The organism is Streptomyces sp. NPDC059861, from assembly GCF_042731435.1.
Classification (GTDB): Bacteria; Actinomycetota; Actinomycetes; order Streptomycetales; family Streptomycetaceae; genus Streptomyces.
Window position 1 is genome coordinate 399,462 of the sequence record NZ_JBHWJQ010000001.1, and the last position, 14,268, is coordinate 413,729.

At 64.4% G+C, this 14,268-nt stretch carries 10 protein-coding genes; 6 read left to right on the forward strand and 4 right to left on the reverse strand.

Annotated elements, in window-relative coordinates:
• The first annotated feature begins 203 nt into the window (after positions 1-203).
• The gene (locus ACFV6X_RS01715; RefSeq protein WP_385376047.1) at positions 204-1,601 is read left to right on the forward strand and encodes a DUF2637 domain-containing protein; all 1,398 of its coding nucleotides are present in this window, start codon (positions 204-206) and stop codon (positions 1,599-1,601) included.
• Positions 1,602-1,787: 186 nt separating this feature from the next.
• On the opposite strand, the gene ACFV6X_RS01720 is transcribed toward ACFV6X_RS01715, so the two are convergent.
• The 4 genes from ACFV6X_RS01720 to ACFV6X_RS01735 form a co-directional block, all read right to left on the reverse strand.
• Complete coding sequence (locus tag ACFV6X_RS01720) at positions 1,788-3,710, reverse strand: hypothetical protein (protein WP_385376050.1); 1,923 nt, start codon at positions 3,708-3,710, stop codon at positions 1,788-1,790.
• 559 nt (positions 3,711-4,269) lie between these two features.
• Complete coding sequence (locus tag ACFV6X_RS01725) at positions 4,270-5,442, reverse strand: dsDNA nuclease domain-containing protein (protein WP_385376053.1); 1,173 nt, start codon at positions 5,440-5,442, stop codon at positions 4,270-4,272.
• A gap of 468 nt (positions 5,443-5,910) precedes the next feature.
• Positions 5,911-6,387 carry a hypothetical protein gene (locus ACFV6X_RS01730; protein WP_385376056.1) on the reverse strand — a complete coding sequence of 159 codons (477 nt, stop codon included), beginning with the start codon at positions 6,385-6,387 and terminating at the stop codon, positions 5,911-5,913.
• A gap of 12 nt (positions 6,388-6,399) precedes the next feature.
• Entirely contained in the window at positions 6,400-7,638 is a 1,239-nt protein-coding gene (locus tag ACFV6X_RS01735) for a helix-turn-helix domain-containing protein (RefSeq protein ID WP_385376059.1), read from the reverse strand.
• A gap of 248 nt (positions 7,639-7,886) precedes the next feature.
• On the opposite strand from ACFV6X_RS01735, the gene ACFV6X_RS01740 reads away from it, so the two are divergent.
• The 5 genes from ACFV6X_RS01740 (at position 7,887) to fxlM (ending at position 14,133) form a co-directional block, all read left to right on the forward strand.
• Positions 7,887-8,381, forward strand: coding sequence for an ATP-binding protein (locus ACFV6X_RS01740; protein WP_385376062.1), 495 nt, complete (start codon positions 7,887-7,889; stop codon positions 8,379-8,381).
• 146 nt (positions 8,382-8,527) lie between these two features.
• Entirely contained in the window at positions 8,528-8,677 is a 150-nt protein-coding gene (fxlA, locus tag ACFV6X_RS01745; RefSeq protein WP_327326638.1) for an FxLD family lanthipeptide, read from the forward strand.
• Positions 8,678-8,750: 73 nt separating this feature from the next.
• A complete protein-coding gene (locus ACFV6X_RS01750; RefSeq protein ID WP_385376066.1) occupies positions 8,751-11,762 on the forward strand; it encodes a lantibiotic dehydratase in 3,012 nt (1,003 codons plus the stop codon).
• The gene (locus ACFV6X_RS01755) at positions 11,759-12,910 is read left to right on the forward strand and encodes a lanthionine synthetase C family protein (RefSeq protein WP_385376069.1); all 1,152 of its coding nucleotides are present in this window, start codon (positions 11,759-11,761) and stop codon (positions 12,908-12,910) included. Before ACFV6X_RS01750 ends, ACFV6X_RS01755 begins: the two co-directional genes overlap by 4 nt.
• Before the next feature lie 11 nt (positions 12,911-12,921).
• Positions 12,922-14,133: a methyltransferase, FxLD system gene (gene fxlM, locus ACFV6X_RS01760; RefSeq protein WP_385376072.1), complete on the forward strand. Its 1,212-nt coding sequence runs from the start codon at positions 12,922-12,924 to the stop codon at positions 14,131-14,133.
• The last annotated feature ends 135 nt before the right edge of the window (positions 14,134-14,268 follow it).

The window sequence follows — 14,268 nt, forward strand, 5'->3', positions numbered from 1 at the left end:
ACCACGCGAAGGCGGCCCCGCAACCGGTGACTGCAACACCGGCCGGGGCCTACGACGAACCCCCTACTACCTGGGAGAACGTGCATGAAGAACGTACCGCCTCGCGTCCCGTCGGTGGGCCGCCGGACCGCCAGAAAGGCTGCCGCCCACCTTGCTGAGGGGTGGAGCCCCCGTCAGCCGCAGCAGACCACGGAGAACTACCAGTGACCCGCGAGGATTACACCAGGGCAGAGGTCGAAGAGCCCACGGCGATCGAGCGGCCACAGGCCGACGAGCGCGCCGGCCTGCCTCACGAAAATCCGAGGACTGCGGGCGAAGTCGCAGAGAACCGCCGGAACTACATCGAGCAGCGCCCCAAAATGCGGATGGCCACCGCCTACGCCATGGCAGGCGTCGCAACCGCGCTCGCAGTCGTCGGCGCAGCCGGGTCCATCGGCACCATCAGCAGGGCCGCCATCGCCCACAACATGACAGGGTGGCTCTCTTGGGCGCCATGGGCGGGCGCGGAGGGTGTTCTGCTCCTCCTCTCGATCTACCGCGTGTCCAACGGTCTTCGCGGGCAGACCAGCAGCCTCGCCGTACGGCTCGCGTCCTGGGGTGCCACGTTCCTCGCCGTCGCCCTCAACATCGCCCCGCAGATCAAAGAGCACGACGTACAGGGCGTGCTGTTCCACGCCGCCATCCCGCTGGCGACCATCGCCGGTATCGAACTCCTGGAGCGCGAGGTGAGCAAGACCCTCGCCGTAGCCATTGGGCAACAGCAGTACGAGGCCGAGGCAGCCCAGCGTGCCCTCCTGGTCCGTGCGGACCGCTGGGTACGCCGCGCCGGACGTGGTGGCAAGCGCACCGCCCCGCTGTACCGAATGGTCGCCCGCCGGTACGCCGAGGCAGTCCTGAGTCAGGACCCCGCCAGCGTTGAGGACATGGCCATGCGCGTCCGGGGATTCGCCCTGCACGACGGTGCTCAGCAGTACCTCACCCCTCCGACCGTCGAGGTAACGGTGAAGCGTCACGACGCCGGCTCGGAGGAGCAGCGGCGGGCGATGGCCGATACCCGCCCCGCGGAGATCGAGGGACCTATGGTGCACCCGGCACTGCCCTCGGGCTCGGTACCGGTCACAGCAGCCCTGGCCGTCAACACCACGGCGTGGAAGGGACCGAACAAGGCCCGCCCGACGGTATTCGTCACTCCGCAAGTAAAGCCAATGACCCCTTACCCGCCAAGCATGGTGAACGGGGTGGAGAGGAGCGCAGCCGCCCTGCAGGAACCCGCAGCTCCAGTACCCGCCAAGGAGATCCGGGCCGTGCCCGCCGCGGAGTCTTTGCCGACTGTGGCGCCTACTGTCTCCTCGCGCTCTTCGGCAGCCGATAAGCAGGGCAACCGAAGAGCCACCGGGGTCTTACGGAGGCGCCCCACGCTCACTCATAAGCAGCGTATGGCCGCCATTGGGGACGCGTTTCCTGGCAGTGAGCCACTCTCGGTCTACGAGGTTCGGAAGAGGGTCAGCGGCAGGGACCAAGCGATTCGAGCCGCTCTATTGGGGCTGGACCGCTGGAAGGGCGGCAACAGCAGCGTCGAGGCTGCCGACCGGAACCCTTGATCGCTTTAACATCCGGCTGAGGGCCCTCCAGAGGCGCTACATCTGGGGACGCGAAATCCTTGGCCTTACACCAGGCGGTAACGGGCAGGTCCGCAGATCTCGACGGTCCGCGGACCCGCGTACACGGCGATGAACACCGTTTCATCGACGCCTCAACGATTACGCCAGGCATCCGATTCCGCTGCCCTAAAAGCGAATCAATTTGTCGTCCTGCGTGAGATACAGCACGTAGTGCCCTTGCAGTTCCTCATCGAACTCGGCGGGCGGATCATTATCAACGGCCACGATCTGCAATCGTTCCGAATACTCTTGCGCCTCGTCAATCAGCAATCGATACATGTCGTGGATGCGCTCCTCGTCGAAGCCACGACGTCCAGCATTGGCCGAAAGACCGTCAAGAACCAAAAAGCCAGGAAGTGGGAGTCCCCGATCAATCGCGACAGTGTGATGAGAAAGCGAATGGGCGACGTTCACCAAGGTCTTCAGGCCCTGACTAGAAAGCTCATCAAAAGTACGACCGCTGATCTCGGGAAGATACGTCTTCCTATTGATACGGACCGTTAGATCATCTTCGAACCGCGGAACGTTTAGCCGTAGCAGGTACTCCAGCATCTTGCCTTCGAGCGCGCGAATATTTTCCTCAGCGTCGGAGGCCGAGAACTCTCGCCCTTCAATCGCCGTCTCGATCTCGGCCTTCTTTTCTTCAAGCTCTTGCCGCGATGAGACAGTCTGCTCGAATCGATCAAGCAGCATAACGTAGTCGGCCATCTTCGCCTTCTCAGAGAGCAGATAAGCGCGTCGTCCAGCCGCCTCTTGCATCTCAACAGCGCTGTCGGAAACAAATGCTTCTGTGCTGGCGTTGAGTCGCTCTGACAATTCCTGTTCTCTGCGAGAGACAGCGACGCGTTCGGCTTCCAACGATTCGAGGCTTTGCTGTCGCAGAGCGATAACTGACTCGGTCTCTTGGATCTGTCCAGAAATCCGGTCCTGCTCAGCCAAGAAAGAGTCACGTGAAACCGCCGGTCGCGGGGGCTGCAAGCACAGGTAACAACTGTGATCCTTTGAGCGCGTGGGGGACACATCGTTACCACACCTGGGGCAGACGACGAAGTCGAAGTCGACCAACCACTCATCCGAAACAACCGCGCGGGTCAGTCGAGAAAATTGGCTTTTCAGCTGCTGAAGCAAATCCACTAGGTCTGTGAGTTGACCTTGGTGGCGCCGAATTTCCTCGCTTAATTCTCGCGCACGCGCCCGCTCTTCAAGCAGCTCCGCACGAATCCTCCCCACATCGAGCTCCGTGACAGACCGACGTGCGATATCGCGGGCTTGTGATGCCTCTCCCGTCAGCATCTCATCAAGCTCTGCCTCCCGTCGGAGTAGACCGTCGCGACTCGAAAAGGGGGTGCCTGCAAGGAATTTTCCTTGCAGTTCCTCGTCGCGGTCTAGAGCATTTATTTGGTTCGTGACACTCTTGAGCTGTGCCACCCAGCGGGCAACCTGCGAATCGTAGAGGCCATACGCAAGTTCAAATACCCAACGTCGCTTTTGATCGCGGAAGGGGTGCTGGTGGCCAAAGACCTGTGCATCGATCTCATCGCCAGTGACGACGCAATATCCAAGCCAATCGGTCATCGTTACAGGTGTGAGTCCTTCGGTCGGCTTCGAGCGCGCTTGTGGAACTTCGACTGCAGGTATGCCGAGCTGATCCATCAGGAAACGTGAGTAAGAGGCCTTGGCGCCCAACGCTGGCAGCCTGAATGCTAGCGGTTCCCTATCGTCAGACTTGCTCGCCTCAGCGATATCCACTGGAGCGGTTCGAGTCGTGACAAGAGGCCGATTAACAACCCAGTCACGACCGGCCAGGCCTAAGACCGCACGTATATCAGTTACATGCTCGGTTTCCGCCGGCAACGCGGACGGGACCGCTCCTAGTAGTGCACGCAGCAAGCGCACAAACGTTGTTTTACCCGTCATGATATTGCCATGAACCACATTGAGGCCATGCTTGAAAGAAACAGCGCGGCCACCACCCACGAGCTCAACCCGGCGAACCAACAGCTCGTAGGCCCTATCCGCTGATACGCCTTCCAAAGTATGCAGAGTCACGCAAGCTCCTCGTGCCATGTGGCGTCGGCCACTTCGGGGAGGTTGTAGAGGTAGTCCTTAAGAGTAGAGCCACTCTTGTCGAGATATTTGCGAAGGATGCTAACTCGATTCGCAATCACTTGGAAACTCTCGTCTTCGCGTAGGCGTTTGGCCAGCTCTGCTCCGACTTGCGTGGTCCCGTAGCCCAGTCCTGTGGTGCTGGGGAGTGCTTCTACCCGCACTAATCCGCGGCCGATCAGGGAACCGAGAACGGCGTAGTAGGAAGGATCCCAAGGTCCGTATCGGTAACGCATCATGCGAGCATCCAGGGGTGACTCATCGCCGTCCATTGCGCCCGCCGTGAGGTTAACTCCTACGTGCTCAAGCACGCGACTCAGATGCCGCGGATACCGCAGTAGAAAGTCCAACTTCGCTAGCTTCACCCGGCCCTCAAGGCAACGAGTTCCGCCACCCCTCTTGTGGCTGAACCCATCAATCAGAAGCAGTAGTCGTGCCTCAGCTTCAGGCGATGATCGAAATCTGTTCCTGTCGATACGCCTGGATGTAGGGGCCGCGGAAGTCATATCACCCTCCACGCGAACAAGCATTGATCCGACAGGTGACAGAGGAACCCATAAACACGCAGCCCGTCAGAATCAAACAGGTCATCACGGTCTAACTGGCCCAGTATAGAGGGGTCGCTCAGCATCTCAGCCGTCACAAACTCAGCCGGGCGCGTCGCCGCGACGGGGTTACTCGCACCACTCAAGTTCGCCTTCTTCGCCATAGCGTTAGCTACGGTTAGAACCCTCTTACCAAGCTTCTCGAACTGATGCTCGGAATTAGATCGACTGGCTAGAACCAGTTGCCTGTCTATTTCTGCTTCAGCACGCATCTCCTTGGCTTGGCGCAAGGTGTCCTCTGTAGCTCCGGCCCTGCGCAACTTGAGTTCAAGCATTGACGTAATGCTGCCAGCTGCCATGCGCTCAAGAAGCTTCTTGTCAGACTCACTAGGAGATGGCGGGGTAAGAGCGCGCAAGGTGTCCACTGTCAAGACGTGAACGCTGAAGTCAGGCGGTGCTTGTGTTTCGCCACTCGCTTGCTCACGATTGTTGAGGGCCTGTGCGACATACCGGTGAACCGCTCCCATCGGGCTCTCCCCGGCCTGCGCGGCAGCCGCAGCCTCCAACAGCCGCACATAGACTTCTTCGAGCTCGCTCATCGAGCAGGTTGGCCATATGACGGACATCTCCCTAAGCACCACCGCGTCCATGTGAGCGCGCGAAGGCTGCTGCACTTTGACGCTAAGCCGACTAAGGAAATGGTCCAAGTCATTTTTGGGGAGCCCGAGAGCCACTATCTTTTTCCGAATTTCAGCACTTGCCGATTTGGGGTCACCAAAAAAATCTGCCGTTTCCCTGGTCCCCGACATTGGACCCTCTAGCCAAAGTTCAAAGAATGAGACATTCTGAACATTTATCTGACAAGCGGCCTTATATGTGCGAATCAGGGAATCTATGCCATGCCCTTTATCGCAAGTCGATTTGGCACTCCAAGAACCTCGGTCGCGCGTTTTCAATTGGGCGAAGCGCACCAAGTTAGGATAGACAATGGCAATGTCTTCTAAACGTTCGCACACCACTTCCACAGCCCCCTCTTCGGAGCCAATGCAAGTCAGCCAATGGCGTACGGCTTGCTTAGCCTGCCAACGATACCTCGAAAATGTCTGTATGCCGGTATCTTCTCCTTGCATACTTGGAAGTGCGCTGAGAGTCGGCGGGATTTCCCCCTGGGCAGACCCCTCTACTGCCACTCTTCCCTCCAATTCATCGCCGCAAAAATCACAGATTTCGGATTACACAGTGAAATCATTGACTAAGTAGCGGAGAGTCCTTATTGATGTGCAGCATGGCCCCCCATTCAGTGACACAGAGTGATCGCGCGCGTCCCCAAGGTGGTCATCGTAGGGCCTGCCTGCAATAGTCGAAAGAGGGCCGCACAGTCACAATGTGCATGGTCGGTGAAGCCGGCACTCGTGCTAGAGGCGGTACGACGTGGTGGAGAGGTCGCGCCTGACGCGTGCTAGAGCGCGGCATGTCCAGCCCGGAGACAACCAGCTCGCCTACCCCCAAACCCCACTCAACGCGGTGAGGCGAGCCGGCTCATCCGCCTTGTGGGGGCCGGAATCGGCGGTTGTGGTGCCTGGCACCAGTGCTCCTTACTACTCGCGCGTGGCGCCCTCCGGCCACAAGACACGCACCGGGACGCCGTTTCGCTGGGCATACGAGACCACATCCGCAGTGCCGCCGTATCCCCACGCAGGTTTTCCGTCCCACACAGCGAACAGCTCGTCAGCCAGGCCGACCAGGATCTCGCTGCCCGCCATGTGTGCCTGAGAGTCGGAGGTAGTCATGCCGGTGTGGTGCACCTCAGCCGCGTGACGCATCAGCTCGTCATAGACCGGCCAGTGGTTCTCAGGGAGACTCTCGCGGTACTGCTCCGCAGGAACAACGACTTCTAGGTTCCCGCCGTGCTTGAGTACTGCGTTGGCGAACCAAGCATCTGGGCCGTCCGCAATGCACGAGATCCCGACCAGCTCAGTGGCATCAAGCTCGCGAATGGCCTCTTCGAGAAGCTGTCGAACCTGCTGCTCGACTTCCGGGCTCAGCCCTCGGTGCCCGGTGATCCCGACGCGCATGGACGCTTCCTCCTACAGGTAGACGCCGTGAAGGCGTTCATCGAAGTCACGCACCACCTTGGGCGGTGACGTCAACGACAGAGACCGACGCACCGCACGTGAGCGCTCTACGATCCGGCCAGAACGGTACTGGAGCCCTGTATCCAGTGCCCTGGATGCCAGGGCGAATGCCGCCTCGATTCTCCCGGCCGCGAGATGGCCGACTGCCAGGTCCAAGACGACCAGCGCCCGCTGTTTCGCGTGTCCGGAGGCCAGTGCCTCGACATCATCGCTGAGGACCCATTCCGCGAGGCCAAGGCGGGCGCCGCAGGTAACGCGGCACGCAGCCACCTTGTTCACGTCGAAATGGAAGACCCACGGCCACGGAGGCGGCTCCTCAAACGCGATCTTCTCGGTCAGGGCCCTGCTTCGCGTCAGTGAGCGGTCAGCGGCGCGCCGGTCGCCATTCGCTGCATGAGCGAGCGCATCGACAGAGCACAACCATGCATCGGCCACTGCCGGGCGTTGCTCGCCCAGGTACCGCCGCGCACTCCGCGCGAGGTTGAGCGCCTGCGCGCCATTCCCGGCGTGCGCCTCGAACTGCGCGAGGCTGCCAGCCTGGTATGCCGCAAGCAGCGGATCATGTGCGGAGCGTGCCGCCCGGATCGCCGAGCCGTACCAAGATCGCGCTGACCCGTGATCGCCCATGTCCCACGCCAACCATGCTGCCAAGCTCGCTGCCTCACTGCCGACGGCAGCCAATCGCGGCCGCTGCCCGTCTCCCACAGCGTCCCGCGTCACGCTCTGAATCAGGCGGATATGTGCATGGACAGCCTCAGCGAGATCGCGCGACGGTGTCGAGCTATCGAGTCTGCGATACGTCGCGGTGTTCAGCCGGAGGGCTGCCGCCTGGTTTCCCGTAGCGTCCACGTCCGGGGAAGCACCCAATATCGGGCTGGCCGCCACTGCTGCCACGCCACCTAGAAATTCGCGTCGCTCCACTTGCTCAATCCCGTTCCGCACCGTGCTTTGCTCGGCCAGTCCGACCATCCGAGCGGGGATGCCCAAGTGGGCGGCTACCGAAGCCAGGGTGTCCGTGCTGTAGGAACCGGTCCCGCGCTTCTCCAGGCGGGACACGGCTGACTGCGAGAGACCGCACGCCTCGCCCACCTGCTTCTGTGTCATGCGAGCTTCCTTGCGGGCCAGCTCGATAACCCTTCCGTAATCGCCCCCGCGAGATGCGTCTCTGATCACCGGTGACTGCAAGTTCATCGGCTTCCCCCCCACGCTACGAGCCTCAACCAACGGTGCCACGAACCCGTACCCGCCTAGCGCATATCCCTATGCGAGTGCCGCATCAGTTGATGATCCCATGCGCATGACCGGCGTTGACTGTGTGTCAGCCGTCGTGCGGCCACAGCAACAGACGTTCCACGCACGGCGGTTATCAGATCTGTGGCCCGTCCCTGATCCCCGTCCGGGACGGAGCCGACAAGTCCGACCGCAGAGGAGCCGTCCTCATGACCCGCCGAGCCCGGATCGCCGTAAGCGGTGACCCGTCCGCAGTCGCCTTCGCAAGAGACCGTGTCATGACGCAGATTCAGGCGTGGGGAGTACAGCCCGGCGAGGAGATCCTGAACGCGGTGAAGCTCGTCGCCTCGGAGCTGATCACGAACGCCGTTGTCCACGCTGGGGGCTTCATCACCATCGGTCTCTACTTCGATGAAGACCGGCTGCTCCTGGTCGTCCACGACACCAGTCCCGAGCCGCCCAGTCGTCAAATCACCACGGAGGACGACGAAGGGGGGCGCGGGCTGGTCCTCGTGGAGTTCCTTTCCGCACGGCACGGCTGGGAGCCGACGTGCCACGGCAAGAAGGTCTGGGCCGAGTTTGTCGTACCCGTGTCGGTGCCGGCCGCACGCGGTGGACTTTTGCACCAGCGCCTACGGGCCGCAGCCCCGCAGGCGTTTGTCCACGTCATGCCGGAGCGCTTCGCCTTGGCACCCGGAATGTGAGCGCGGTACGGCGCACGGCGAACAGTCAGCCCGCGGTGTCCGCGCATTCGGCTGCACAGCCCAAGTGGCAGCCGAATGCGGGGGTCCCGCGCTCCCCACGTCCGCGTAGCGCGGACGGTACCGATCAACTTTTCGGAGGTACTGGGATGGCCATCCCGACGACCGAGACGACGCCGATCCCTGACGACGAGTGGCAGCTCGACATCTCCATCACCGACTCGCCGCGGCCGGTGGTCAGCAACTGCGACACAAGCGACGGGTGCAAGTCCTCCTGCGCTTCCTCCTGCATCAGCTGACCTCCACGCCGAAGCCTGTGCCGGGCTGGGCACGTCCCCGGCCCGGCACAGGGCCAGCAGAACAGGACCAACGATGACGCGGACCAGTCTTCTCCAGCGCGGCAGCGTGCTCCTCCTGCGGGCCGCTGTGCTCCCTCTGAATGCCCAGCACACCCGATGGCCATCGGTGGACGACCCTGTCGACTGTCTCCGGTGGCTGAGCGGTATCTGGGCCGATCCCGCCTTCGCCGAGGCGGTATGCGTCGCCTCTCCGCAGCTCGCCGCTACCGTCGCCCAGGCCCTCGACGACCACGACGTCTCACCCAAGCGGGTGCGCAAGGCGACAATGGCGACCGCCCGCTATCTCTTGCGAGCTGCTGGACGCCCCACGCCTTTCGGTCTGTTCGCCGGAGTGGTCGGTGCGGAGTGCGGCCCTGCCCTCGTGCGGATCGGTACCGAGCACCGCCCCGTCGCCCGCCCAGACACCCTGTGGCTCGACCACGTTCGCCGGAACCTCCAGTGCCGCCACGACGTTCTGCCCCATCTGACCCTTCAGGCCAGTGACTTGACCGTGCAGCGCGGTGACATGCTGGAGAGGCCGCTTCCCGGAGGCCGTACCGCGAGCGTCCGCGTAACCCGGCCGCTCGCTGCGATTCTTGAGATGGCCGCCCTCCCCATTCCATGCCAGGAGGTCACTGACCGGCTCGTCACGCTGGGTGCCACCACGGAGCAGGCTTCACGGCTTCTCACCGGCGCATTGGAGGCGGGCATTCTTACCAGTGGCCTGGCAGCTCCCATGACCGAGCATGATCCCCTCGGCCACATCCTGAGCACCCTCCTGCCTCTCACGGCCCAACTGGATTCCGGAACCGTCGGCTGTCTCGACGAGCTGGTCGACGTGCACCGGCTCCTCATCGAACACGATGAGGCCGATAGCCAGGCAGCGGCGCAGGAACTTCGGGCTACGGCCGAGAAGCGCATGAGCGGCATCACCGATCAAGGCCGAGTGCGGCTCAGCGTGGACCTGCGTTTCGACGCCACCGTACGCATTCCCGGTCCGGTCCTAGAGGAGGCCGAGCGCGCCGCCAGTGCGCTGCTGCGCTTGACCCGGAACCTGGGCGAAAAACCTGTGTGGGCCGCCTACCACGCCCTTTTCTGGGAACGGTACGGCGCCGGCAGCCTGGTACCCGTTCGCGATGCCGCGGACCTTGCCGCCGGGGTCGGGCTGCCTGCCGATTTCCCGACGTCCTTGTGGCAGGAACCTCCCACGAAGATCCTCCCCCGCGACGAGCTGCTTATCGCCAGGGCGTGGCAGGCAGCGGTCAGCGGCGTCCAGGAGATCCGACTAACGGACGCGGATCTCGACGAGCTGTGCGCCAGCACGAACCTCGACGAGACAGCGACCGCTCCTCACGTAGAGATGGGCGTGCGGGTGTACGCGCCGACTCTTCAGGCCGTGGACCGTGGCGAGTTCGCGGTGTCCGTCCGCCCCGCCTGGAGCACTGGAACCCTCACGGGCCGGTTCGCCGCCACTCTCCGAAACAGCGGCCTCGCCGACGCGTACAAAGGACTGCCCACTCTGGTCGACGGAGCGCTGTCAGCTCAACTCTCCTTCACGCCGGTCTATCCGCACGCCGAGAACGTGGCGCGCACCCCCGCCTTCTTGCCGCATGTCATCCCGGTCGACGAGCACCGGGCCCCGGCCGCCAACCTCATTCCGCTCGACGATCTCGCCGTACTGTCCACCAGCACGCGTCTGTACCTGGTCAGCCTTTCGCAGCGCCGTGTAGTCGAGCCGGTCGTCCTTCATCCCCTCGCCCTGGAGAAGCAGGCTCCGCCGATGGCCCGGTTCCTCGCGCTCCTCGGGCGGGGGTTCGCGACGGCGTGGACGCAATTCGACTGGGGACCGCTCGCGGCCGGGATGCCATATTTGCCCCGTGTCCGCTACCGCAAGGCCATTCTGTCCCCGGCTCGCTGGCACCTCACGGCCTCTGATCTGCCCACCGGGTCCTTCCGGCCCTCCTGGCACGAAGCCCTGGCGGACTGGGCACAGAAATGGAAGTGCCCGCAGTTCCTGGAGCTGCGCGACGACGACCGCACCCTGCGGCTGGACCTGGCCGAGCCCTTGCACGCGCGGCTGCTGCATGCCCACCTTCAGCGCCACGGCGACGCTGATCTACTCGAAGCCCCAGACGAGCGGGAACTCGGCTGGATCGGGCACACGCACGAGATCGCTCTGCCCCTCACCTCCACCCGGCCGCCCCTGCCCCACCCCGACGTAACGACGGCCCCGGTCGTCACCAACCGGATGCTGCCGAACCCCGGCGACGGGCGGCAGCGCTGGGTGCAGGCCAAACTGTTCACCCACCCGACCGCCATGGACCAGATCCTCACCCGCCGCCTGCCCGGTCTCCTCGATGAACTCGGCGGCCCTGACAACTGGTTCGTCCGCTACCGCACCCCGCAGGAAGAGGATCACCTGCGAGTGCGGATCGCCGCGCACGGCCCGGACAGGCATGCCGCGGTGACGCAGGCCATCGCGCGCTGGGTCGAGCACCTGCAAGGTGACGCACTCGCCTCCCGGCTCGTTCTCGACGGCTACCGGCCCGAATTTGGCCGCTACGGTACCGGGGCCGTTCTGGAAGCCGCCGAGAACGTGTTCGTCGCCGACAGCGACACCGCCCGGTACGCGCTCACCGACCTGGCGGGCGTGGACCGACGAGTCCTGTGCGCACTCAGCATGATCGACATTGCCCTCGGGCTCATGGGCGACGAAGACGGCACACGCTGGCTGGCCACCTCTCCCGCCCGCGGCAGGGGTCTGCTCGACATCACCCGCCAGACGCTCCAGCACGCCCGCACCGACGCCCTGCCGCGACACCCTAGCTGGACGTACCGGCTCGGCGACGCGTACGAGCGGCGCCGCGTGGCCCTGGGCGTTTACCGGACCCAACTCGCCGATGAGCAGACTGATTCGGTGCTGGAGTCGCTGCTCCACATGCACCACAACCGGGTGATGGGTCCGGACCGGGAATCCGAGGCGGCATGCCGACATGCGGCCCGGCAGGCATGCCGCTCCTTCCGGGCACGGGCGGCGAGCCAGTGAACGACCTCACACACGACTTGGGCCGAGGACTCGCCGGAACCGTCGTCTACCAAGCTGTTCTCGCCCAGGACAGCGGCAAGTGGGAAGGCGTGCACACCGCTGCGAGAACCATGGCCGAGCAGCCAGCCGCCGCGCATCCCGCGAGCGCGAGCTTGTACCGCGGGGCACCTGCCATGGCCTACGCGCTGCACACAGCTGGCCACCGCGCCTACAGTTCCGCGCTCGACGGCCTGGACGATGCGCTCGCCACGCTCGTGACCGCGCGACTCTCGGACGCCCACCGCCGCATGGATGCCGGTCTGCCACCGCGCATGCAGGAGTACGACCTGATCGGCGGTCTGACCGGGCTCGGCGCGTATCTCCTGCGCCGCGGGACCCGCCCCGACTTGCTCGACGGCGTCCTGCACTACTTGGTGCAGCTCTTCCAGCAGCCCGTCACCGTCCACGGCGAACAGGTGCCGGGCTGGTGGACTGCGGACAGCCCGTCCGGCCAACCCGATACCGCCTGGCCGGACGGGCACGGCAACTTCAGCACGGCGCACGGCGTTGCCGGGCCCATCGCGCTCCTCGCCCTGTGCGCCCGCGCAGGACACACGGTGCAAGGCCAGCGCGAAACCTTGGAACACGCTTGCAGCCTGCTGGAGGAGTGGGCGCAACGCTCTCCCGGCGGTGGTACCGCCTGGCCGGAAACCGTCACCTTGGACAGGTGGCTTAGCGGACCGCGACCGCTGGCACACGCGGGCAGGCCCTCATGGTGCTATGGCACCCCCGGTATCGCCCGCGCGCTTCAACTCGCCGCGCTCGCCTGCAACCGCACGGGTACCCAGCGCCACGCCGAAGACGTCCTCACATCATGTGCCGCCGACTCCGAACAACTGGCGCGTATCACCGACGCGACGGTCTGCCATGGCTGGGCGGGGCTCTGTCTCGTTGTTGACCGGGCCGCGGCCGATACCACTCCCGGGAGCGCGCTCTCCCGCCTTCTGCCGTCCCTGCGGTCCCGCTTTGCCACCCACCTGGCACAGCAGGTGCTACCCGATGCCGCCGGACTCCTCACCGGGGCGGACGGCATCTTGCTCACACTGCACACCCTCAACCCCGCCCGTCCTGTTGCATCAGGGTGGGAGACCTGCCTCCTTCTCAACTGAAAGAGATTTCTGTGAACAACACCCCCGCCGTCGACGACCTACGCAACCAGCTCGTCGACCAGATCGTTGCTGAGAGGCCGCTGCCGGCTGCGGTCGAGCGGGCCTTGCGCACCGTCCGCCGTGAACTCCACCTACCGGGGCTCGACCCAGCTGACGCGTACGCGGACAGGGCGGTCTCGATCAAGGAGAACCCCAACGGACCCCTCCCCCTCTCCTGCGCGTCCGTGCCGACCACCGTCGCGATGATGCTCGCCCAGCTCGACGTGCAGCCCGGTGACCACGTCCTGGAGATCGGCGCTGGCACCGGCTACAACGCCGCGCTCCTCTCCGAACTCGTCGGACCAGACGGGCAGGTCACCACGATCGACATCGACTCCGATGTCGCCCTGCACGCCCGCGATGCGCTGAACCGGGCGGGCTACGAGCACGTCAGGGTGATGGAACGCGACGGCCTGAAGGGAGCACCCGAGCACGCTCCTTACGACCGGATCGTTGCGACGGTGGGCGTCTGGGACATACCTGCCACCTGGTGGCAGCAGCTCGACGACGGTGGCCGACTCGTGCTCCCGCTGCGCTGGCGCGGGCAGACCCGCTCCGTCGCGCTGACCCGCCACGGCAACACGCTCGTCTCCGACGACATGGAGCTGTGCGGATTCGTTCCCATCATCGGCCAGGAAGGAGAGCGGACCATCGAGCTGGCCAACGGCACCGTCCGCCTCCACGATGACCGGGACCAGCCCGTTGACCCCGATCTCCTCGGTGACGTGTTCTCCACGCCGCTCACCGAACTGTGGTCGGACGCCCGCGTTGGCAGCCAGGAAACGTTCGACGGGATCTGGCTACGCGCCACCGCCTCCGACGACACTGTCTGCCGCATCGAAGTCACCGGGCAGGCCCTGGAGGACGGCGTACGACGCCCCGCGATTCCCGGCCGCAGCCCCGCCCTCGTCTCCGGTGACTCCCTCGCCTACCTGATCGCCGAACGCGACAACGCCGATCCCGTGCGGCCCGCGCGGCTCGGGGCGGCCGGTTATGGCCCCGACGGGCCAGTTCTGGCCCGCAGCCTGGTCGCCCACATCTCCACCTGGAGCGCCGACCGTACCGCCGTGCCTCGCATGACGATCCACCCGGCAGACACGCTCCTCGACGACCTGCCCACAGGGCACGACATCCTCAAGGAGGACAGCCGCATCGTCCTTGCCTACGAGCAAAAATCTGAATGACCTGGGTATCGCCATAGGAAGAGACCCCAAATCAACTCCGGGGCCTCTGCAAGTTCCGCCCTGGCATCAGCCGAACCAAGGAACGGCGCCTGTAGCTCACGCATGCGCTCCGCCCCACGAGCACCGCAGGGCGGA

Excerpts from the sequence above, each read along its gene's own strand:
- ACFV6X_RS01725 (WP_385376053.1), bottom strand. The coding sequence starts at position 5,442 with ATGCAAGGAGAAGATACCGGCATACAGACATTTTCGAGGTATCGTTGG.
- ACFV6X_RS01730 (WP_385376056.1), bottom strand. The coding sequence starts at position 6,387 with ATGCGCGTCGGGATCACCGGGCACCGAGGGCTGAGCCCGGAAGTCGAG.
- ACFV6X_RS01735 (WP_385376059.1), bottom strand. The coding sequence starts at position 7,638 with ATGAACTTGCAGTCACCGGTGATCAGAGACGCATCTCGCGGGGGCGAT.
- ACFV6X_RS01740 (WP_385376062.1), top strand. The coding sequence starts at position 7,887 with ATGACCCGCCGAGCCCGGATCGCCGTAAGCGGTGACCCGTCCGCAGTC.
- fxlA (WP_327326638.1), top strand. The coding sequence starts at position 8,528 with ATGGCCATCCCGACGACCGAGACGACGCCGATCCCTGACGACGAGTGG.
- ACFV6X_RS01750 (WP_385376066.1), top strand. The coding sequence starts at position 8,751 with ATGACGCGGACCAGTCTTCTCCAGCGCGGCAGCGTGCTCCTCCTGCGG.